The 21,466-nt window shown below is 63.7% G+C and carries 17 protein-coding genes and 3 pseudogenes; 10 read left to right on the top strand and 10 right to left on the bottom strand.

Annotated features, from left to right (window positions below; translation table 11 throughout):
• Positions 1–69: 69 nt before the first annotated feature.
• From AC0IYS_RS18020 to AC0IYS_RS18005, 4 genes are all read right to left on the bottom strand, one after another.
• A complete protein-coding gene (locus AC0IYS_RS18020) occupies positions 70–1,161 on the bottom strand; it encodes a porin (RefSeq protein ID WP_471706468.1) in 1,092 nt (363 codons plus the stop codon).
• 90 nt (positions 1,162–1,251) lie between these two features.
• The gene (locus AC0IYS_RS18015; protein ID WP_471706467.1) at positions 1,252–2,550 is read right to left on the bottom strand and encodes a gallate dioxygenase; all 1,299 of its coding nucleotides are present in this window, start codon (positions 2,548–2,550) and stop codon (positions 1,252–1,254) included.
• A 32-nt stretch (positions 2,551–2,582) separates the two neighbouring features.
• Entirely contained in the window at positions 2,583–3,926 is a 1,344-nt protein-coding gene (locus tag AC0IYS_RS18010) for an MFS transporter (protein ID WP_471706466.1), read from the bottom strand.
• A 159-nt stretch (positions 3,927–4,085) separates the two neighbouring features.
• The gene (locus tag AC0IYS_RS18005; protein ID WP_471706465.1) at positions 4,086–5,294 is read right to left on the bottom strand and encodes a LysR family transcriptional regulator; all 1,209 of its coding nucleotides are present in this window, start codon (positions 5,292–5,294) and stop codon (positions 4,086–4,088) included.
• Between the two features lie 128 nt (positions 5,295–5,422).
• On the opposite strand from AC0IYS_RS18005, the pseudogene AC0IYS_RS18000 reads away from it, so the two are divergent.
• From AC0IYS_RS18000 to ltrA, 4 genes and pseudogenes are all read left to right on the top strand, one after another.
• Positions 5,423–6,528: pseudogene (locus tag AC0IYS_RS18000) on the top strand (4-oxalomesaconate tautomerase).
• A 23-nt stretch (positions 6,529–6,551) separates the two neighbouring features.
• Positions 6,552–7,577 (top strand): amidohydrolase family protein, encoded by a 1,026-nt coding sequence (locus AC0IYS_RS17995; RefSeq protein ID WP_471708902.1) that lies wholly within the window; start codon positions 6,552–6,554, stop codon positions 7,575–7,577.
• 11 nt (positions 7,578–7,588) lie between these two features.
• Positions 7,589–8,272 carry a 4-carboxy-4-hydroxy-2-oxoadipate aldolase/oxaloacetate decarboxylase gene (gene ligK / locus AC0IYS_RS17990; RefSeq protein ID WP_471708900.1) on the top strand — a complete coding sequence of 228 codons (684 nt, stop codon included), beginning with the start codon at positions 7,589–7,591 and terminating at the stop codon, positions 8,270–8,272.
• Positions 8,273–8,721: 449 nt separating this feature from the next.
• On the top strand, positions 8,722–10,089 hold the full coding sequence (gene ltrA, locus AC0IYS_RS17985; protein ID WP_471706464.1) for a group II intron reverse transcriptase/maturase: 1,368 nt from the start codon (positions 8,722–8,724) through the stop codon (positions 10,087–10,089).
• Positions 10,090–10,178: 89 nt separating this feature from the next.
• Here the strand turns inward: ltrA and AC0IYS_RS17980 are convergent, their stop codons facing one another.
• On the bottom strand, positions 10,179–11,867 hold the full coding sequence (locus tag AC0IYS_RS17980) for a subtype B tannase (protein WP_471706463.1): 1,689 nt from the start codon (positions 11,865–11,867) through the stop codon (positions 10,179–10,181).
• 392 nt (positions 11,868–12,259) lie between these two features.
• A protein-coding gene (locus AC0IYS_RS17975) for an IS6 family transposase (protein ID WP_471706462.1) occupies positions 12,260–12,950 on the bottom strand; the annotation gives its coding sequence in 2 pieces (ribosomal slippage) (positions 12,260–12,632 and positions 12,631–12,950; 693 coding nt in all).
• 184 nt (positions 12,951–13,134) lie between these two features.
• On the opposite strand from AC0IYS_RS17975, the gene AC0IYS_RS17970 reads away from it, so the two are divergent.
• Positions 13,135–13,260 (top strand): hypothetical protein, encoded by a 126-nt coding sequence (locus tag AC0IYS_RS17970; protein WP_471706461.1) that lies wholly within the window; start codon positions 13,135–13,137, stop codon positions 13,258–13,260.
• Between the two features lie 139 nt (positions 13,261–13,399).
• Entirely contained in the window at positions 13,400–13,729 is a 330-nt protein-coding gene (locus tag AC0IYS_RS17965) for a helix-turn-helix domain-containing protein (RefSeq protein WP_471706460.1), read from the top strand.
• A 24-nt stretch (positions 13,730–13,753) separates the two neighbouring features.
• Here AC0IYS_RS17965 and AC0IYS_RS17960 read toward each other — a convergent pair whose 3' ends face one another.
• From AC0IYS_RS17960 to AC0IYS_RS17950, 3 genes and pseudogenes are all read right to left on the bottom strand, one after another.
• Positions 13,754–13,951 (bottom strand): hypothetical protein, encoded by a 198-nt coding sequence (locus AC0IYS_RS17960; RefSeq protein WP_471706459.1) that lies wholly within the window; start codon positions 13,949–13,951, stop codon positions 13,754–13,756.
• The gene (locus AC0IYS_RS17955) at positions 13,935–14,282 is read right to left on the bottom strand and encodes a hypothetical protein (protein ID WP_471708966.1); all 348 of its coding nucleotides are present in this window, start codon (positions 14,280–14,282) and stop codon (positions 13,935–13,937) included. Before AC0IYS_RS17955 ends, AC0IYS_RS17960 begins: the two co-directional genes overlap by 17 nt.
• Positions 14,283–14,334: 52 nt before the next feature.
• Positions 14,335–14,541: pseudogene (locus AC0IYS_RS17950) on the bottom strand (alpha/beta fold hydrolase); the annotation flags it as partial.
• Between the two features lie 415 nt (positions 14,542–14,956).
• Between AC0IYS_RS17950 and AC0IYS_RS17945 the strand changes: the two are divergent.
• Both AC0IYS_RS17945 and trxB read left to right on the top strand, forming a co-directional pair.
• Entirely contained in the window at positions 14,957–16,480 is a 1,524-nt protein-coding gene (locus AC0IYS_RS17945; protein ID WP_471706458.1) for a leucyl aminopeptidase, read from the top strand.
• Positions 16,480–17,445 carry a thioredoxin-disulfide reductase gene (trxB, locus tag AC0IYS_RS17940; RefSeq protein ID WP_471706457.1) on the top strand — a complete coding sequence of 322 codons (966 nt, stop codon included), beginning with the start codon at positions 16,480–16,482 and terminating at the stop codon, positions 17,443–17,445. Before AC0IYS_RS17945 ends, trxB begins: the two co-directional genes overlap by 1 nt.
• On the opposite strand, the gene AC0IYS_RS17935 is transcribed toward trxB, so the two are convergent.
• A complete protein-coding gene (locus tag AC0IYS_RS17935) occupies positions 17,442–18,881 on the bottom strand; it encodes an aminotransferase-like domain-containing protein (protein ID WP_471706456.1) in 1,440 nt (479 codons plus the stop codon). The genes trxB and AC0IYS_RS17935 overlap by 4 nt on opposite strands.
• Positions 18,882–18,918: 37 nt before the next feature.
• Between AC0IYS_RS17935 and AC0IYS_RS17930 the strand changes: the two are divergent.
• Both AC0IYS_RS17930 and AC0IYS_RS17925 read left to right on the top strand, forming a co-directional pair.
• A pseudogene (locus AC0IYS_RS17930) lies at positions 18,919–20,967 on the top strand (TonB-dependent siderophore receptor); the annotation flags it as partial.
• Positions 20,856–21,461: a TonB-dependent receptor domain-containing protein gene (locus tag AC0IYS_RS17925; RefSeq protein WP_471708899.1), complete on the top strand. Its 606-nt coding sequence runs from the start codon at positions 20,856–20,858 to the stop codon at positions 21,459–21,461. The pseudogene AC0IYS_RS17930 and the gene AC0IYS_RS17925, both read left to right, overlap by 112 nt.
• The last annotated feature ends 5 nt before the right edge of the window (positions 21,462–21,466 follow it).

Below are 21,466 nucleotides of genomic sequence, written 5' to 3'. Positions count from 1 at the left end.
GGATTACCTAGCAGTAGCCTAAGACCAAGCCCCTGACTTCAGGGGCTTTTTCATGCCCGTGCACGCGCGTTAGAAGCTGTGCTTGATACCGGTGATGACACCATTCTGGTTCAGGCCGGCGCCAACCGACCCGCCGGCGCTCAGCACCACCGCCGACTGGCCGTCGTTGTTCATGCGCGCCACTGCCACGTAGACGGCGGTGCGCTTCGACAGGTTGTAGGTGCCGCGCAGCACCACCTGGGTCGCATCGTTGCTGCTGTCGCGCACATCGAGCTTGGACAACTGGCCATCGATGGTGAACAGCGGGGTGATGTTGTAGGCGGCGCCGATGTATGACAGGCGGCTGCGCGGCGTGGCCGACCCGTCGTTGTCGCGGGTGATGAGGCCCAATCCCAGTTTCCAGTCGTCGCGCTTGAGGAAGGCGGCGACGTGCAGGCGGCTGTCGGTCTTGTCGCTGCTGTTCAGGCCACCGGACGCATTTGGACCGCCGTAGATGCGGTCGTAAGCGCTGATCAGGGAGTAGCCGTTGCCGTCGTAGCGCGCCAGCACCGACCATTCGCGGCACTGCATGGCGTCGGTGCCGCTTTCGCCGGCGCAGTTGGTCGCTGCCGGACCGCCGGCCGACGACGTGTCCCGGCCCAGGCTGTAAGTCCCGCCCAGTGTCAGGCCACTGAAGGTGCCGCGATAGGCGATCGAGTTGTCGGTGCGGCCGTTCGGGATGAAGGAATCGAGCGAACCCAGACCGTACTGCGAAGGACCGATGATGTCGACGTCATAGGTCGAGACATTGAGCATGTTGTAGTTGCGCCCGAAGGTCAGCTGCCCCCAGTTGCCGGCAAGGCCGACCCACGCCTGGCGTCCAAACAAGCGGTTGCCTTGACCCATGGCGCCGGTGTCCGGCGCGAAACCGCTCTCCAGCTGGAAAATGGCTTTCAGGCCGTCGCCCAAGTCCTCGGCGCCGCGAAATCCCACGCGCGAAGGAAACATGCCGCCGCCGAGGCTGGGCATGCGGGTCACGCTATTGCCGGCGGCGTCGGCGTTGCTGTAGCGCTCGACGGCGACGTCGAGGATGCCGTACATGGTGACGTTGGATTGCCCGTGCGCTGCGGTCGAGACGAGCGCTGTCACGGTTGCTGCTGCCAGTGTGATGGTTCTTTTCATGTTATGTCTCCTTTTGGTTTTGAATAGGCGTGCGTGTGCCGGTCGCCCCGTTGTGGGGGGGCGGCGGCATCCCGCTTGTCGTGCGTTTTTTTACTTGTCGACGGGCTTGTCCCAAGCTGCGCTGGAACCGACCGAATACAGCGCCCCCGGCGCGTTGCGGGTTTTCTGGAACTCCTCCAGCGTCTGGCCACGCATGGCCGCATAGATGTGCAGGTTGGATACGCCGCTGACCGCGCCCAACTTCTCCAGCAGGAAGAAGATGACGCCGTAATGGATCATGCCGCGCCAGTCGCGGCGCGTGACGAGGTCGCGTTCCTCATCGGTCAGCAGCGCATCGTCGTAGGTCGCCTGCGGCGCCTCCTTGAAGCGCTGGCGGAACGCCGGGTCCACCAGCTGGTGCAGATATTTGTTGATGCGATAGGCGCGCACACTGGTCTCGAGTGTGAACGGGTAGGTGCCTTGCAATTCCTCCGCGCCTTTGGTCTGGTGGGCGATGTGCTCGCGATGCATCGCGATGGTGCGCGCCTTCAGCGCGGGGTCCGGCACGGTCTCGTTTTCGTACAGCGCAACGGCGATTCCGGTCATCGACGGCAGGTAGTATTCGCGGTGCAGGCAGCGGATCTTGCTGGACATGGCGCCGCGCATCGCCATCCACATCACCACTTCGGCGCTTTCCCAACCGCCCAGCTTCGCATACTCGGCATGGGTCATGTTCAGCAGGGTCTCCGGATCGCTTTCGAACAGGTCGAGGAACTGATGGTCCCACGGCGTGTTGTTGAAGCCGGCGCGCTCGCCGTGCACCTGGTGCGACAGCCCCCCGGTGGCGACCAGCACCACGTTCAGGTCTTCCGGGTAGCTTTCGATAGCGCGGCGCAGCCCTTGCCCCAGCTTGAAGCAGCGACGCGCCGATGGCACCGGGAATTGCAGCACGCCGATCTGCAACGGCACGATGCTGCCCGGCCAGCCGTTCTGCTGGTCGTGCGGCCAGAGAATGGACAGTGGCGAAAAGCAGCCGTGGTCCAGGCCCTTTTGCTGGAAGAAGGACATGTCGAATTCATCGGCCATCAGCGATTGGCCGACGTGCCGCGCCAGGCCGGCATGGCCGGCGATCGGCGGCAGGCTGCGCGCGCCGCCGCCTTCATCGGCGGCGTGGTAGGTGTCGCCGATGCCGAGCGCGAAGGCCGAGTAGTGGTCAAAGAAGAAGGAGGTCACATGGTCGTTGTATATGACCAGCATGACATCGGGCTTCTTCTCCGCCAACCATTGCTGGACCGGTTCGAACGCCCTGAAGATGGGCGCCCAGGCGGCATCCTGCTGCTTGCCGGCGTCGAGCGCGAAGCCGATGGTCGGCGTGTGGGATGAGGCGATGGCGCCGATGATGTTAGCCATGATGGTTCCTATGCGTTGCAATGGTGCGTTGATTAGACTGCTTTATGCGTGGCTGCGAGAGTGCGCTGACCGTATTTGTTCAAGAGGATGAAGATGGCCGCCAAGGTCGCCGGACCGGCCAGGATGGCGATCACCGCGCTGAAGCTCCAGCCCATCGACAACAGCACGCCGCCGGCAAACGAGCCGAAGATGCTGCCGAAACGGCCCATGCCCTGCATCCAGCTGACGCCGGTGGCGCGCACCGCGGTAGGGTAGCACTGCGGGGCGTACGCGTTCAGGCCGGTCTGGGCGCCGCTCATGCAAAACCCGGCGAACATCACGAAGGTGGCAAACAGCGTCGATTCCACGCTGCCCGAGGCCAGGCACAAGATGAACAGGGCGCCACCCATGTAGGCGGCGGAAATCACCTTGGTCGGCGCCACGCGGTCCATGAAGTAACCCACCAGCAGCGCGCCCACGGTGCCGCCCAGCTGGAACAGTGCCGTAATGTTGGCGGCGCGTTCGATCGGCAGGCCGGCGTCCTTGATCATGGTCGGCAGCCAGCCGCTCAACAGGTAGATGACCAGCAGGCCCATGAAGTAGGTTCCCCACAGCGACAGCGTGGTGCCGCGATAAGCGGAAGACAACAATACCTTACCCGGCTGCGAGCCGGTGACCTGCGGTTCGCTGATGGTGAACTTGCTGCCTTCGGGAACATCGCCGCCCACCACACGCCGCAGCGTGCGGGCGATGCGTTCCGCCGGAAACTTGCGCACCACCAGGAAGCGCACCGACTCGGGGATCAGCAGCAAGTACAGGGGCAGGCAGACCAGCGGAATCACGCCGCCAGCGATCAGTACGCCGCGCCAGCCGTACTCCGGCAGGATCGCCGCCGCGCCAAAGCCCACCAGCGCCGAACCGAGGTTAAAGCCGGTGAACATGATGGCGATCAGGGCCGAACGCGAGCGTTCCGGCACGTACTCGGACAACAGCGTGGTGGTGTTGGGCATGGCGGCGCCCAGGCCGAGACCGGTCACGAAGCGCAATACCGACAAGGTGGTGACGTCGTGGGCGAAACCGCTGAGCACAGTAAAGGTGCCGAACCATGCCACCGACACCATGAGCAGCTTCTTGCGGCCGAAACGGTCCGACATCGGGCCCACGAGGATGGCGCCGATGGCCAGGCCGATCGGGGCGGCGCTCATGACGAGGCCGAAGGCGGCGCGGGAGATTCCCCACTCCCTGGTGATGGCTGGCGCCAGAAAACCCATGATGGCGACATCCATGCCATCTGTGGCGACGATCAAAAAGCACAGGGCCAGCAACAGCCACTGGCGGCCACTCATTTTGCGGCCGTTGATGTGCGCACGCACATCCAATACATGTCCTATATTCATTAAGTCTCCTGTCAGGATTTTGGTTATGTGTAAAGCGGTGTAAAGGCCGATGCCTGGGCAAAGGCACTGATAACGCTTTCCAGTGTACGTATCGACAGGAGTTGAAGTATTGCTTTTGCTTGCCGGACTGTTTCAATCTGCTTATCGGTCGGGATATTCTCAGGCGCGCCAGCGGGCGCTGATCGTTTCGATTTCGGCCAGCAGGGCATAGGCGCCGGGCGACAGGTGCGCGCCTTTGCGGGTAGTGACGCCGATGGCGCGCTCCATGCCCCGCATCTCGAAAGGCAGCACCGCAAGCTGGCCGCTAAGCACCTCGTGATACAGCTGGTGTGCCGACAGCACGGTCAGCATGTCGCTGGCCACCAGCAGGCCGCGCAGCAGCGCAAGGTCGCCCGTTTCGACGGCGGGCGAGGGTGGCTGCTCGCCTTTGGAGACAAAGAACTCGACCAGGGATTCGCGTAGTGGCGTGCCGTGGCGCGACAACACCCATGGGTAGCCGGCAAGGTCGCCGATGCGCAACTGGTCGCGGCTTGCCAGTGGGTGGCCGCAGCGCGCAACCAGCGCCGCCTTGTCCTCGAACAGCGCCCGCGATTCGAAGGCGTCGCCAGCGCCGGCGCGTTGCGCGCCGACGATGAAGTCGATGCGGCCGCTGAGCAAGCTGGCGGTGAGTTCTTCGTAGGGGCTTTCCAGCGAACGCACCTGCAGTTGCGGGTGGCGCTTCAACACCGAGGCGATGGCGGTCGGCAGCAACTGTGAACGCGCGAGCGGCAGCGCGCCGATCGTGACCACGCCCAGCACCACGCCTTCGAGCGCCGCGATGTCTTCGGGAATGTGGCGCAGTTCGGCCAGCACGCGCTCGAACGAGTCGGTCCAGCGCCGGCCCGCGTCGGTCGGGACCATGCCGTGCGCGGTGCGCAGGAATAACTGCTGGCCCAGCATGTCTTCCAGGCGCGCGACGGCCTGGCTGACCGCCGACTGCGACACGCCCATGACGTTGGCCACGGTCGGCATGTGGTGTGTCTCGGCCAGTAGTGTGGCCGCTTGCAGGCGGCGCTCGTTGAGGAGGGCCTCGATGCCGCCGACTTTGGCGCCGTTGCGATCGCGCTGGCGCAGGGCGTCCTCGCGCACGGCATGCAGCTCGGCCTCGATGCGCCCGGCGCGCAGCCGCACCACGTCGCCTGCGGCGGTGAGCAGCATGCCGCGTCCTTTGCGCTCGAATAACAGTGTGCCCAAGGCCTGCTCCAACGCCGTTACCGAGCGGGCGATGGCCGAGGAGGCGCGATAGAGACTTTCGGACGACCGGCGGATGCCGCCGGCGGCGGCGACGGCATTGAAAGCGTGAAGGTGGCGCAGGCTGACCAGGATCATGGTGCGGAGATCCCCTCTAAAGTAAGGACGATAAGCAGATTAGAACAAATCAGCAGGCACAACGCAACCCTGGAAACGGTCCCGCGTTGAATACTTGAGGCCATTCAACCATCAATAAGCGGATCATCATGCGTCATGCCCCCGTTTCCGACCTGCGCGCCATCCCCTGCATGCTCATGCGTGGCGGGACCTCGCGCGGCCCCTTTTTCCTTGAGTCGGACCTGCCAAGCGACACCGTCGTCCGCGATCGCGTGCTGCTGGCGGCGCTCGGTTCGCCCGACCCGCGCCAGATCGATGGACTGGGGGGCGCCCATCCGCTCACCAGCAAGGCGGGCATCGTCCGCCCCAGCACCACGCCCGGCGTCGACCTCGACTTCCTGTTCGCGCAGCTCCAGCCGAACAAGGACACCGTCGATGTCACGCCCAACTGCGGCAACATGCTGGCCGCCGTGCTGCCGTTCGCGCTGGAGCGCGGCCTGCTGCCGATCGGCGGCGGCACCACCACGGCGCGCATCTTGACCCTCAACACCGGCATGCGCTGCGACGTCACCATGCAAACGCCAGCGGGCGCGTTGCGCTACGGTGGCGACGCCCGCATCGACGGTGTGCCGGGCAGCGCCGCGCCGATCAGCATCAACTTTCTCGATACGGCAGGCTCGGTATGTCCGTCGCTATTGCCAAGCGGCCGGGCGCTGGACCGTATCGATGTCGACGGCGTTCAAATCGCGGCCACGTTGATCGACAACGGCATGCCGATGGTGCTGGTGCGGGCGTCCGACTTCGATATCTCCGGCTACGAAGCCGTGGCCGAACTGGATGCGAACGACACGCTGAAGGCGCGCCTGGAGGCGCTGCGCCTGGCGGCCGGACCGCTGATGGGGCTGGGCGACGTCGCGGCCAAGAATTACCCGAAGATGTGCCTGATCGCGGCGCCCCGCAACGGCGGGGCCGCGACCACGCGCTGCTTCATTCCGCACGTGTGCCACGATGCGATCGGCGTGCTGGCGGCCGTGACCGTGGCCACCGCCTGTGTATTGCAGGGCGCTATCGCCGAAGGCATCGCCGTCGTCCCCCCGATGCTTGCAAGACGCTGTCGATCGAACACCCGACGGGCGAATTCAGCGTCGAGCTGGAGCTCGATCCGCACCACCCCGGGCAGGTCGCGCGCGCAGCATTGCTGCGCACCGCCCGGCCCATCATGCGGGGCGAAGTGCTCGTGCCCGCGCTTTTCTGACAAGGACCACCATGCGCAATCCCCTGATTATCGATTGTCACGGCCACTACACCACCGCGCCGAAAGCGCTGGAAGAGTGGCGCAACAAACAGATCGCCCACGTCAACAGGCCGGAGCTTGGCCCGAAAGTCTCGGAACTGGTCATCAGCGACGACGAGCTGCGCGAATCGATCGAAGCCAACCAGCTACGCCTGATGAAAGAACGCGGCTCTGATCTGACCATCTTCTCGCCGCGCGCCAGTTTCATGGCGCACCACATCGGCGATTTCAACACCAGCGCCACCTGGGCGGCGATCTGCAACGAACTGTGCGCGCGCGTGGCGCAGCTGTTCCCGGATCACTTTATCGGCGCGGCGATGCTGCCGCAGTCGCCGGGCGTCGATCCGGCCAATTGCATCCCCGAGCTGGAACGGTGCGTCAAGGAATACGGCATGGTCGGCATCAACCTCAATCCCGATCCGTCCGGCGGCCGTTGGACCGCGCCGCCGCTGTCGGACAAATCCTGGTATCCGATCTACGAGAAGATGGTCGAACATGGCATTCCGGCGATGATCCATGTCAGCACCAGCTGCAATCCGTGCTTCCATACCACCGGCGCGCATTATCTGAACGCCGACACCACCGCCTTCATGCAGTGCCTGACCAGCGATTTGTTCAAAGACTTCCCGGACTTGAAATTCCTGATCCCGCATGGCGGCGGCGCCGTGCCTTATCACTGGGGCCGTTTCCGTGGCCTGGCGCAGGAAATGAAAAAACCGCTGCTCGGCGGTCACCTGCTCAACAATATCTTCTTCGATACCTGCGTCTACCACCAGCCGGGCATCGACCTGCTGACCAAGGTCATGCCGGTCAAGAACGTACTGTTCGCGTCCGAGATGATCGGCGCCGTGCGCGGCATCGATCCCGAAACGGGACACTACTACGACGATACCAAACGCTACATCGAAGCGGCCGACATCAGCGATGCCGATCGTCGCGCCATTTTTGAAGGCAACGCGCGCCATGTGTTCCCGCGCCTGGACGCCGCACTGAAGGAGAAGGGATTATGAGCACGCCACTGATGAACCAACTGGGCGTCGTCAAGCGCCATATCGTGCGCGCCGAACGCGCGCACGTCGATCATCTCGGCCAATTCGGCAGCGCCACCGTGCACGAAGCCATGGGCCGGGTCGGTTTGATGCAGCCGTACATGCGTCCGATCCACAATGGCCAGCTGGCCGCCGGCACCGCCGTCACCGTGCTGCTGCACCCAGGAGACAACTGGATGATGCACGTGGTGGCGGAGCAGATCCAGCCCGGCGACATCGTGGTGGCCGCCATCACGGCCGAATGCACCGACGGCTATTTCGGCGATCTGCTGGCGACCAGTTTCATGGCGCGCGGCGCCAAGGCGCTGATCATCGACGCGGGCGTGCGCGATGTGCGCATATTGAAGGAGATGGGCTTTCCGGTCTGGAGCAAATGTGTCAGCGCCAAGGGGACGATCAAGTCCACCCTGGGATCGGTCAACATCCCTGTGCTGTGCGCGGGCGCGCTGGTGAACCCTGGCGACGCCGTCATCGCGGACGACGACGGCGTCGTGATCGTACCCGCCGCCGATGTGGCGCGCGTGGCCGCCATCGCACAAAAACGGGAGGATCTGGAGGGCGAAAAGCGCGCCAAACTTGCGGCCGGCGTGCTGGGGCTGGACATGTACAACATGCGCGCGCCGCTGGAGCAGGCAGGCTTGAGATACATCGACTAATAAGAGTACGTCAAAAAAAAGGCATCGCTTGCGATGCCTTTTTTCTTGTGTGCGCCCAGCATGGGCGCGCTCCTGTGGGTGAAAGTCCCACCGTGAGCTGACCACAGTGAACGAAGTGAAGCGCAACTGCGGAAGGGCAACTGACCGTGGGAAGGAAGCGTGAATCGTAAATCATGAGCCGAGGTACACGAACCGTATAGAAGGCGCTGCCGAGCAGGGCGAGCGGGCATAAAACCGTAAAGCCCTTGTGGTCAAAGCGGAGCGGCGTAGATGCGGCGGTTGTGTGATGAAGGAGTGCGGCCCTTACCTGGGGACGCCCTGCCTTGCGTCTGAAAGGACGGCGGCGCTGCCGTAGCAGGGTCTCAGCAGAGGTCATAGTAGTTGGTGGTAGCGCCGGGAAGGCTCGACCCCGCCGATGAAGGACCAAACGGGTAGGAGTGTTATCCGGCATGTCGATGCGACAGGTAATGCGTCAGATGCCCGCGAAAGCGGGGCGGGAGGCCGTAGGTCAGGGTGAAGCTTTGGCCGCAACCTCCAGCGACGAAGCTTGTTGCCCGCGTCATGCGTCAGGAGACGCAGGATCAATGCTGCTGCGTGCAGCGTTGAGAAGGGAGAATCTGCTGCAGGCGTTTAAGCGTGTGCGTGCCAACAAGGGCGCAGCCGGGGTGGATGGTCGGGACATCGACGAAACCTCGCGCTATCTGGCGCTGGCTTGGCCGGAAATACGTCAACAACTCCTGGCAGGGACGTATCGGCCCAGTCCGGTACGCAGGGTAACGATCCCGAAGCCCGATGGTGGCGAGCGCGAGCTTGGCATTCCGACGGTGACGGATCGGCTGATCCAGCAAGCACTGCTTCAGGTGTTGCAACCGATTCTTGACCCAACATTTAGCGAGCATAGCTACGGTTTCCGTCCGGGCCGGCGTGCGCAGGATGCGGTGCTTGCCGCTCAAGCGTATGTCCAGTCGGGACGACGGGTCGTGGTAGACGTGGACCTGTCGAAATTCTTCGATCGGGTCAACCATGACATCCTGATCGACCGCTTACGGAAACGCATCGACGACGCCGGCGTGATCCGGTTGGTCCGTGCTTATCTGAACAGCGGCATCATGGACCATGGCCTGGTGCAGTCGCGGCATGAGGGCACGCCGCAAGGCGGCCCGCTCTCGCCGTTGCTGGCAAACGTCTTGCTTGATGAAGTGGATAAGGAACTGGAACGACGTGGTCATTGCTTCGCACGCTATGCCGATGACGCGAACGTGTACGTTCGCAGTAGACGTGCTGGCGAGCGGGTGATGGTGCTGCTGCGCCGCCTCTACGACAAGTTGCATCTCGTGGTCAACGAAAGTAAGAGCGCGGTCGGCAGTGCATTCGGTCGCAAGTTTCTTGGTTACAACTTCTGGGTGGCACCCGGGAAAGTGGTGAAATTGAAAGTTGCGGAGAAACCGCTGGCAACGTTTAAACAGCGCATCCGTGAACTGACAAGACGTTCTGTCGGGCGCAGCATGTCCCAGATCGTCGAAAAGCTGCGAACCTATATGCTAGGCTGGAAAGGGTACTTCAAGCTGGCCCAAACCCCCAAGATTTGGAGGCAACTTGATGAGTGGCTGCGTCACAGGCTACGAGCGATCCAGCTCAAGCACTGGAAGCACGGGAAAACCATGCATCGGGAACTGCTTCAGCTCGGGGCTGCGGCCTCGGTCGCAAGAAAGGTCGCGGCAAACAGCCGCCACTGGTGGCGCAACGCTGATCGCCTGTTGAAAACAGTGCTCACGATTGCCTACTTCGACCGCCTTGGCGTACCTCGCCTCTCCTAACCTCAACTACTTGAACCGCCCGGTGCGGACCCGCATGCCGGGTGGTGTGGCAGGGGACCGGCCAGTTATACTGGCCGCCCCTATGCCGATTACAGACCTTTCGCCGCAGCCGCTTTCAATGTCTGGGCGATCCAGGCCATGGCTTCAGGTACATCGTAATTTCCAGCGTGCGGTTGATCCCAGGCCAGGCGATAGTTGACGTCCTGAACCTTGGCATCCGCCGCCAGCGCGCGGCTGAGGTTCAGCGACACGGTAAACGAGGTGTCGCGGTCACGCGTGCCGTGCCGCACATACCAGTATGGCGACGTGGTGCTGGCGCCACCGAGATAGGCCATCGGGTTGATCAGCTTGACCTGGGCAAGGACATCGGTGGTCGGCAGCGTGGAATATTGGGACCACGACAAGCCGGTGTCCTTATAGCCGACGCCATCGCCGGCCACATCGTTGTTATCCCAGCTGTACTCGGTGAAGTTGGAATAGATCTGCGTGGCCGCGCCGAACATATTGGACTCGCCGGCGGCGCCGGTGATGGTCAGCCCGGTCTGGTCGAAGGCCGGCGTGGCCTTGAGCGTCGCTTGTGTGGCCACAAACTTCAGGTACTTCTCCATATCCAGCGACGTCACTTTTTTGGCGCCGTTGTCGACCGAGATCCAGTCGTTGACATACGTCTTGGTGGAAGCGGCCGTTCCCATGCCGCTGCTATAGGTCATCAGTTCGCCCAGGGCGGGGATCTTGCCGCCGGATGCCAGATAGGTTTCCGCCGAGCGTATCACTTCCTGCTTGACCGTTTCCAGCATCGTGGAGGCGGTCAGCGCCGCGCCGCTGGCGTCCTTCAGCCCCAGGTTTGCCTGATAGGCCACGAACTTCGCCATCAGCGTCGCGCTGCCCGCCGGATTCGGCTGGCCGCCGACCGTCTGGCGGGTGTTCAGGATGTTGTACATCCACTCGTAGTGGAGATCGGCATTGCCCAGGTCCGTGATCGGACAATAGGCGTTGATCGCCAACACATCGTCACGCAGCATGCTTGCCCCCGCCGATGTGACGCCGGCGGCGCCGATGGCGGCCAGATAGGGCAGGTAGTCGCTGCTGTTGCCCGACGCGCCCAGCGCGGCGGACAAGCCGCCGCCGCCGCTGGTGCCGTTCACCACGATGTGGTTGGCGTTGCCGGGCATGACGGCGTCGTTCAGGCGCAGGTAGCGCACCGCGGCCTTGGCGTCGACGATCGCCGCCGGCGCCTTGCCGGGATAACTGCCATCGGCGGCGACGATGCCGCGGCCGCGCGTGGCGATGTCGATGTAAACGTAGCCCGCCTTGATCGCCGCGCCGACATTGCTGGCGCTGCTGTTGAAGCTGGCGCCGTCGGCGATGCTGGCCTTGATGTAGCTGGCCATCCAGCCGCCGTTGTTGACAGCGAAGTAGATGGCCGCGTCCTGGCTGGCAGCGGCGGTTTCCGGGACAAACACGTTCATGCTCTGGTAGCCGCACTGCGGATTGGCCAGGGTGCTGGCGCCGAACATGCCGGTCTGGCTGGTGGCCATCAGGATCGGCTTGCCGACGTAGCAGACTTCCTTGTACCAGCGTACCGGCGTGTTCACACCGTCGATGGTGACATTGATGGTGGTGTACTTCGTCTTGTCGAACGCCAGGGCGCTGTCGTAAGCGCCGACCGGCGTCGCCGGCGCGGTGGGGGTTGCGGCCACAGTGGCAATGGGGCCATTGTCCGAGCCGCAGGCGGCCAGCGATAGCAGCAGGCAAGCGCCCATAGTCGTGCGTTTCATCTTAGTGTCTCCAGGCTTATCACATCATCGAATCATTTTGGGTGCCTGGCCAGGCGGGTACACCTCGTAGCGAAATGTTGACTCAAGTATAGGCTTGGCGACATGCGCGACCATTGCGTTTCGCTTCATGCGCTGCGCTTTCTGCTTATCGTGGCATGGATCCCGAGCGCCACCCGGCCATATTTTGATATCAGTTCAGCCAATGGGAGTGATAAAAATATGAGATTGGAATTATGGTACAAGGGCGGGCAAAATGGTTTTCTTCGATACGAGGAGTTCACATGGATACCATCTTCTGGCCTATGGGCTATGTTCCAGGTTACACCGATAATTTCGGGTTCTGTCGCGTTATTGATCCAACGACCAGATTTCCCCGGAACGGTACGGCACGCTCAAACTGGACGAACCACTCCTGCCAGGACAGAAAATTGGTCCGCGAACGACATGGCCTCCGCACGGTCGATTGCGAACTGGCCCTTGCGGATCATGTGCATCAGCTCGATGCCGGCGAGTACGGAGCCGGCGGACCGGAACGATTTGAAGTTGAGCATCCGCCTGGTCATCCGCTTGATGGCGCGATGGTCCTGCTCGACGATGTTGTTGAGGTATTTAACCTGGTGCACCAAGATCGGCACGTCGCGGCCGGCGTTGATCGCATCCATGGCCGCCTTGTTGGCGCCGCTCTTGTCCATCGCGACCTTGTCCGGATCGCCGTTCGCTCCCATGGCCTTGTCGAAGACGCGCTTCGCCGCAGCCATATCGCTTAGCCGTCAGCGGGAAGTCGACAGTCTTGCCCTGCTTGTCGACAGCACGGTAGAGATATTTCCAGACGCCCTTGACCTTGATGTACGTCTCATCCATGCGCCAGCTGCCGCCGACCGAGCGCTTGTGTTTCCGGGCCATCTTCTCGATGAGTGGCAGGAAACGAATCGCCCACCGGTTGATCGATGAATGGTCGACCGACACGCCGCGCTCTTCCATGATCTCCTCGAGGTGCCGGTAGCTCAGCGAGTAGGCCGCGTACCAGCGGATACAGACCAGGATCACGTCGATTGGAAAGCGCATACCTTTGAAGTTGAGCATCTCGATTTGTCGTGGATTCGGCACCGCAGTTTACCCGACCGGCCCGCAGCGTTCGCTAATGCGACAGAACCGTTTAGGGCGCCTAAGGCGGGTCGTACCCGCGCTAAAAATTGCTCGCCCGCTTCTGTGATAGCCACGCTACGCGTGGTACGGTTAAATAGACGCACCCCCAACCGGTTTCTAGTTGGCCCGCTACCAACAGCACTACCAGTTCATCGATCCGATCTCGCCTGTGCTCAGGAAGTATCGCACCGCGCACTCGATTTACGCCGCGCTCCCGAAACATGTGCTGGAGGCGAGCGAATACTAAGCCGACTTCCTGCGGCAGAACCACCTCGCCGAAGGCGTCGACCTGTACCTTTATGAAGGAAGGCAAATGTTGGGCGACTTCCGCGTCTGGCGCGCGCCAGGGGCAAAGCCATTAGACCAACGCGAGATCACGCTGCTCAATGTGTTGCGCGCCCACCTCGCCGGGCGTTTGCGCGCGCCAGACCGCCGATCGCCATGCCGCCACCACGCCCCAGGCGCCGCCGCCAGCGTTCACACCGCGTGAGCGCGAGGTGCTGCAGTTGGTGGTGCGAGGGGCGACCGACAAGATGGTCGCCCGCTCGCTGGGAATAAGCTACTGGACGGTGCGCACGCACCTGGCGAGGCTGATGGACAAGGCGGGGGTGCGAAGCCGTGGCGAGCTCGTTTTTACGACACACCTGGCGGCGGACCTGGCGGACCAGGGGATGGCGTCGCCGGCCAGCGCGGGCCGGCGACGCCATCCGGATTAGCCGACCAAAGCCGCCAGGTCGGCGTTAAAGCGCGTGCTCGCCTCGACAAACGGCATGTGCCCCACGTTTGGATAGGTCATCAGCGCCCCCCCCGGTGGCGGTAGCGATGTCGCGTGCAGCGAACGGCAGCACGATGTTGTCCTGCGCGTCGGTCATGGCCAGCACCGGCACGCCCGCCAGCCTGAGCGCGGCCATGACGTTCTTGTCATAGTCTTCCGGCACGCCCGGCCGGCCAGTCAGCGCCGCCTGGCGTCGCCAGCATGTTGTACGCCAGCGCGAACGCAAGATCCGAATGAGGTAACGGCGCGGCGCTGCAGGCTTGCAGGAACTGTAAGGTCCCACGGGCGTTTTCAGCGGCGTCGGCGGACAGCATCAGCGGTACATTGTCGGTCAGGCCGGTGCCAAACAGTGAAGGCGCCCCGGCCGCCGAGCTGTTGCCGTATCCCGCATCCACAAACATGACCGTTGAAACGCTGCCCGGCCCGTAGGTAACGAGGTAGTCGAGCGTGACCACGCCGCCGAAGGACCAGCCCACTATCGCTGGCTTGACCAAGCCCAGCGCCGTAATCGCCGCCTTGACGTCGGACGCCCTTGTCTTCGGGCGTGTAGGGCCCTGCCGGTTTGTCCGAGTCGCCGTGTCCGCGCAAGTCCATGGTGCAGATCCGATATCTCGCCAAAAGGGCGGCATCGGTGAACTGACGTAACCAGCACAGGCGGCTTTGCGAGAAACCGTGGATGAACAGAATCGGTTTGCCAAGCGGGTTGCCGTATTCATTCAAGGCCAGTTTGGTGCCGTCGGCGCTGAACGCCATGCGGCGTATTCCTGCGGGCACTACCGGAAAGTTGAGCGACTCCGACACCGATTGAGCGGTGACCGGCGCCGATTCCCCGCCGCAGGCGCCGAGCAGGACGCCTGCGGCGGGCGCGGCGATGCTGAGCGCGGAAAAGCGCAGGAAGCTCCGCCGCTGGGGAGAAGCCTCGATTTGTGTTTTCAGTTTAGTCTCCTGAGTGTTTTAGTGATTCGGCGATATTAATCGCGGTCGATGTTCAATCTAATCGCTGGAATAGGGATGGCGTGCGCGAGAAACTGCGCGTCGGCGCACGCCGGCGGCGATTTTACGTACTGGCAGCTTATGCCGACAGTGGGGCGACTGTCGCTATTTCCGTGATGATTTGAAGTCTCTCCATACCCTAGCATGGACGCTTTCAAACCAGATGGAGCAGCGATTGAAAGTATCCTTGAACTTGGTTGACGACCTGGCATCCATTCGCGTGGGCTGTATCGCGGTTGGCGTGTTCGACGACGGCTCGTTGACGGCCGAAGCTTCCCTGTTAGACGTTTCCGGCGTGCTGCAGGCGGCGGTCAGGGCCGGTGACCTGTCGGGCAAGCCCGGATCGAGCTGCATGCTGCGGCTGGCGAGCGAAACCGGCGCCGAACGCGTGCTCCTTCTGGGGCTCGGAAGCCGCCAGGGACTGACAGAAAGCACCTTTGTCAAAGTGGTGGCCGAGGCACTGTGCCGCCTGAAAACCGTCAAGGCCGATCAGGCCGTGCTGGCACTGCCGTTCGCCGGGATCGAAGGGCGCAATGTTGCGTGGGCCGTGCGGCATGTCACGTCGGCGGCGATTAACGCCGTTTACCGGCGTGGCCGGCTCAAAAGCGAGCCGGAGATCGCGCCTCCCGGGGCTGCCGAACTGGTGCTCCACGTCGAGTCAACACCGGCGGCCAGGTCCGCACTGCGGCAAGCCATGGCGGCTGCTAATGGCATGCTGGTGGCGCGCGAACTGGCCGATCTGCCACCGAACATTTGCACGCCGTCCTATCTTGCCGAGCGTGCCCGCGCAGTGGCGGCCGACCATGGCTTCGGTGTCGAGATACTGGGCCGTGACGAGCTCTTTGCGCTGGGAATGCACAGCTATCTGGCGGTGGCCGACGGCAGCGCTCAGGCGCCGGCGTTCTGCGTGCTGCGCCACGACGGCGGCGCGGTGGGTGAGGCGCCGGTGGTCCTGCTGGGCAAGGGACTGACGTTCGACAGCGGCGGCATTTCGATCAAGCCCAGCGCCGCGATGGACGAAATGAAGTACGACATGGCCGGCGGCGCGGCGGTGCTGGGCGTGTTCCGGGCGATCGGCGAACTTGGATTGGACCTTAACGTCGTCGGCCTGGTCGCCGCCTGCGAGAACATGCCGTCGGACCGGTCGGTGCGGCCGGGCGACATCGTCACGTCGATGAAGGGGCTGACGATCGAAGTGCTCAATACCGACGCCGAGGGCCGCCTGGTCTTGTGCGACGCGCTGACCTATGCGGAGCGCTTCCAGCCGGCGGCCGTGATCGATATCGCCACGCTGACGGGCGCTTGCGTGGTCGCCCTGGGCGCCCATGACAGCGGTCTGTTTACCCGGGACGACGCGGCGCACCAGGCGCTGGCCGACGCGCTGCTAGCCGCCGGCCGCGACGCCAGCGATCCCGCCTGGCGCATGCCGCTGGGGGCGCCGCACGGCGAGCAACTCAAGAGCGAGTTCGCCGACCTCGCCAACATCGGCAGTCCCGGCGCGGGCGCCAGCGTGGCCGGCGCGTTCCTCGAACGCTTCACGCGCGCATACACCTGGGCGCACCTCGACATCGCAGGCACGGCGTGGAAGTCCGGCGGAGACAAGGGCGCAACGGGAAGGCCGGTGCCGCTGCTGGTGCGGTATCTGTGCGATCTGGCCGACGCGGCCAACGCGGCCAATGCCAAGCGGGAGGTCCGATAATGTCCAAGCCGGTCAAACATGCCCGCCTGCTTATCCTCGGCTCCGGTCCCGCCGGCTACAGCGCTGCCGTCTACGCCGCGCGCGCCAACCTTAATCCGGTGCTCATCACCGGCCTGCAACCGGGCGGCCAGTTGACGACCACAACCGATGTCGAAAACTGGCCCGGCGACCCGCACGGCGTGCAGGGGCCGGAACTGATGGAGCGCCTGCGCCAGCATGCCGAGCGGTTCGACACGCGCATCGTGCAGGACGTCATCCACACGGTCGATTTCAGCGCACCGCCGCTGTGGCTGTCCGGCGACCAAGCCGACTACACGTGCGACGCGCTCGTCATCGCCACCGGCGCGTCCGCCAAATACCTTGGCTTGCCGTCCGAGACCGCCTACATGGGCAGGGGCGTGTCGGCCTGCGCCACCTGCGACGGCTTCTTCTATCGCGGCCGCGAGGTGCTGGTGGTCGGCGGCGGCAACACCGCCGTCGAGGAGGCGTTGTATCTGTCCAACATCGCCTCGAAGGTGACCTTGGTCCATCGCGGCGCGCGCCTGCGGGCCGAGCCGATCCTGATCGACCGCTTGCAGGCCAAGGTCGCCGCCGGCGTGGTGCGGCTCAAGCTCGATCATACGCTCCAGGAAGTGCTCGGCGACGCCGCCGGCGTCACCGGCGCGGTGCTAGCCGGCGGGAACGGGGGCACACTGACTACGGTACCGGCGCATGGCGTCTTCATCGCCATCGGCCACCATCCGAACACGGCGTTGTTCGCGAGCCAGCTCCACATGCGCAACGGCTACATCCTTACGCGCGCCGGCGGCGACGGCATGGCGACGGCGACCAGCGTCGCCGGCGTGTTCGCCGCCGGCGACGTGCAGGACCATGTGTACCGCCAGGCCATTACCTCGGCCGGCAGCGGCTGCATGGCGGCGCTCGACGCGCAGCGGTATCTCGAACAAGCGCCGGCGGGCGGTTAGGCGCCCAGCAGCTTGGCAAACGCTGGCAGGGCCGGGCTGTCGAGCGTGCGCCCGATATTGAAGCGCATTTTGTCGTCGCGCTGATCGTAGTGGATGCTGCTGAACAGCCGGCCCTGGGCAAAGTGGTAGCCTTGTTCGTAAAGGGCGTCCGCGATGGCGCTGGCGTCGCAGTGGTCCGGCAGGTTGGCCCACAGGTACATGCCGGCGTCGGGCATGTGGTTGAAGCTGCAGCCAAGGCTGATCAGCTTGTCGGCGACCGCCTGGCGGCACTGGTCCAGCCGCCCACGCAGCTGAGCGCAGTGGTGCCGGTAGGTTCCTTCGGAGAGGAACTGGTAGACGACGCGCTCGGATAGCTGGGGCCCGGCGATGCCGCCGACCCGCCGGTACACCAGCAGCCACTCGATCAGGTCGGGCGGGGCGCAGATGTAGCCGACGCGCAGGCCCGGGGCGATGGTCTTGGAAAAGCTGCCGATGTAGACGACGCGTTTGAGTTGGTCCAGGCTGGCGAGGCGCATCGCCGGCGTCGCCGAGTTGGCCGGCATCAAATCGCCATAGGTATCGTCCTCGACGATGGTGAAGTCGAATTCCTCCGCCATTCGCAGCAACTGGTAAGCCTTGTGCGGCGCGATATGGGTGCAGGTCGGATTGTGCAGCACGGCGCTGCAGAAGAAAAAACGCGGACGGTGCTCCTCGCATGCCTGGCGCAAGGCGTCGAGGTCCGGGCCGTCGGCGTGGCGCGGTATATGGATGGGGGCCAGCCCGGACGCCATCAGGCGGTCGGTGAGCAAAAACGGCCCTGGGTCTTCGATCAGGACCGCTTCGCCGACCTGTCTCAGGCTCGACTGAAAAAGCAGGTTCAGCGCGTCGCTGGCGCCGGCCGTCACCATGATCTGGTCGACGGGCGCCTGGATCTGGATGTCCCTGAGTTTTGCCTGCAATTGCAGGCGCAGCGGCAGATAGCCGTACACGTCGCCGTAGGCGGCCAGCGGCCGCTGGCTGGCGCGCGCCAGCGCGCGCATGGACAAGCCGACGGCGTGCTCGTCGAGCCAGTCCGCCGGCAGCAGGCCGCTGCCGGGACTGTCGGCGTCGGCCGCGATGGGCTGCAGCAGGCGCAAGCGTTTCCAGTCCGGCAGCACCGGGCGCTGCGCGACGGGGGCGTCGAAGCGGCGCAGCGGGGTGCGCCCGCCGCCGGTGACGAAAAAGCCGGACCCGGGGCGCGCTTCCAAGTGGCCGTGCGCGACCAGCTTTTCGTAGGCGCGCACCACCGTGTCGCGGCTGACCCCGCAGTCTTCGGCCATTTGGCGCACCGATACCAGCCGGTGGCCGGTGGTCAGGTGCCCGGCCTTGATCTGCTCGACCACCATGTCGAAAATGCCATCGACCAGCGACAGCCGTTCGTGTTGAAGAATTACAACGTCCAGTGTCTTTTTGTTCAATCTCGTGTCAGATTGATGCCGGGGGCGACCTTTAACCATGCAAGCGATCTCTATAGTTGGGAGCGACGGATTTCATTTTCGTACCGATCGCAACGTCAGTACAGTGCGAGGGAAGATGGCGGTAACCGTACGGTTTGGTCATTGGCCGGACACAGGGTCTTTATTTATATTACATGAGTTCATTCCCCAACCACAAGGCGCAATCATGTTACGCAAGGCCCCTCGCACCGCCCCACGCAGACTGTCTCTTTCAGCCGCCATCTTCACCGGCCTCATGTGTTATGCCGCGCCGCCGATGGCGTTCGCGCAACAGCCGGCCGGCGGCGTCAACCCGGCCGAGACGCGCAGCTATGCGATCGAGGCCGGCAAGTTGAACGACACGCTTGCCGCCATCGCCGCCATGTCCGGGCGCGAAGTGACATTCCAGGCGGGCCAGACCCGCGACCTGATGGCGGGCGAGGTCAAGGGCGAGCTGGCGGCGCTCGCCGCCGTCCAACTGGCGTTGTCGGGCAGCGGCTTGCTGGTCGAGGAACGGGCCGACGGCGCCCTCGTCGTCAAGCCGGCGGTGATCGAGGTCACCGCCAAGCGTGACGAGGCGGAGACCAGTTTCAAGGCTGGCCGCTCCAACACGGCCACCCGCAGCGGCGGCTACCTGCAGGACGTGCCGGCCAGCGTGACATTGATTACGTCCAAGGTGCTGGAGACCCAGCAAATCATCAATTTGCAGGAGTCGCTGCGTAACGTGAGCGGCGTGCGGCTGAGCCAAAGTCCGCAGGGCGCGCCGGAATACACGATCCGCGGCTACACGGCATCGGCAACCAGCAACGGTGTTGCCGACCCGGGCGCCGCGTTGACGAGCGTCTACGGCGTCGAACGCATCGAAGTGCTGAAAGGCCCGCAGGCCATCCTTTCCGGCGGCGATTCGCTGGGCGGCGGGGTCAATGTGGTCTCCAAGAAACCGCAAGCGGAGCGGATACGCGATCTGTCGCTTCAGCTTGGATCGTACGGGGACAAGACCGTTGCAATAGATCTGTCGGAGGCATTGAACGACGACAAGACGTTGAGCTACCGGCTGATCGGGGTGGTCGCCGACGCCTCGTCGGCCCAGGGCGGTTACGACGGGCGCACGAATCGGTCCTTTATGCCCAGCCTGCGCTGGAAGGACAAGACAACCGACCTGGTCGTCGGCGCGTCCACTACCAAGCAGCATGCGCCGATGCCGTTCTACACCTTCGCCGCGCGCGACGGGTCGCTGCTGCCGGCGCCGGCAATCCCGCTGGCGAACCGCAGCGACGGCTTCGACAACACGGATAAAAAGCTGTATTACCAACTGGAGCGGCAACTGACACCGTCGCTGGTCCTCGTCAGCCGGCTGCAGCGCAGCATCTCGGGGCTGGACCTTCACGTCCCGAGCCCGACAGACCTCAATTATCCGGATGAGGCCGCTCCTTTGGTGAGCGACGGTTCGACGCTGTTTTACATATCACGAAAGGTGGACAAGACCACCACAAGCAGCGGCGACCATTATCTGCGGGGCAGCTTTGCGACCGGCCCCGTGCGGCATAAACTCTCCGTCGGCTATAACCATTCCGACACCGCCTATGGCTCCACGCAGTGGGAGGGCGATTCGGTCTTTGGCCAAGTGTACCCGGCCACGCCGATCGATTTTCCACGCGTGCGCGACAGCTCGACAGCGCTCAGCTACACCGGTGGCTTTCGGCAGGAACAAAAGGGTGTTTACCTTCAGGATATGGCCACTTATGGCGACTGGACCCTGCTGGTCAATGCGCGCCGCACGCGCTATCACTCGCCGGCGTCGGCGACCTACTACGCGGGTCTCGATCAGACGGTTTCAGACGCCGCCAGCACGGTCACACGGAATACGCCCGGCGTCGGCCTGGTTTACAGTCTGAGCCCTGAAGCTTCCGTCTATGCCAGCTATGCGGAGGGATTCAGCCCGCAACCGGGGCTGTCGTGTGCCTTGGAGAAGATTCCTCCACAGCAAACCAGGAACAAGGAAGTTGGCGCCAAGCTGGACTTGTTCGACAGCAAGCTGTCCGTCACCGCCAGCGTGTTTTTGCTGCAGCTCGCCAATCGCTCACGCTACCTGGTACTGCAGGACTGCTACGACGTCACTGCGGGGACCGCACGCGGGGTGTGGAAATCGATGTCCAGGGCCAGGCCGCCAAGGGCTTGGATATCATCTTCAATTATAGTTATAAGCGCATTACCGACCCGGTCGACCCGAACCTGGTGTTTCCCGGCGAGCCAAAACACAAGACCAGTCTGTGGTCGAACTACGCCTTTCAGTCGGCCGCGCTCGCTGGATATGGCGTTGGCGTGGGCATCAGCGCCAGCAGTGGCAGCCTGGGCACGTACGATTTGACATACCCCTTCCGTACGCCGGGCCAGGCCCAGATCGATGCCAGTGTCTTCTACACCTCGGACAAACTCAGCGTCATCCTCGGCGTCAGGAACCTGGGCGACCGGGTGCTTTATTCGCCCGCATCGGCCAGCAATTTCGTCCCCATCCTTCCGGGGCGCCAATTCATGCTGACCGTCAAACGCAGCTTTAACTAACGCAG

It is taken from the genome of Duganella sp. AC237 (assembly GCF_979254035.1).
Note: the sequence above shows the minus strand (reverse complement) of the source record. Positions and strands in the feature narration are given on the sequence as shown.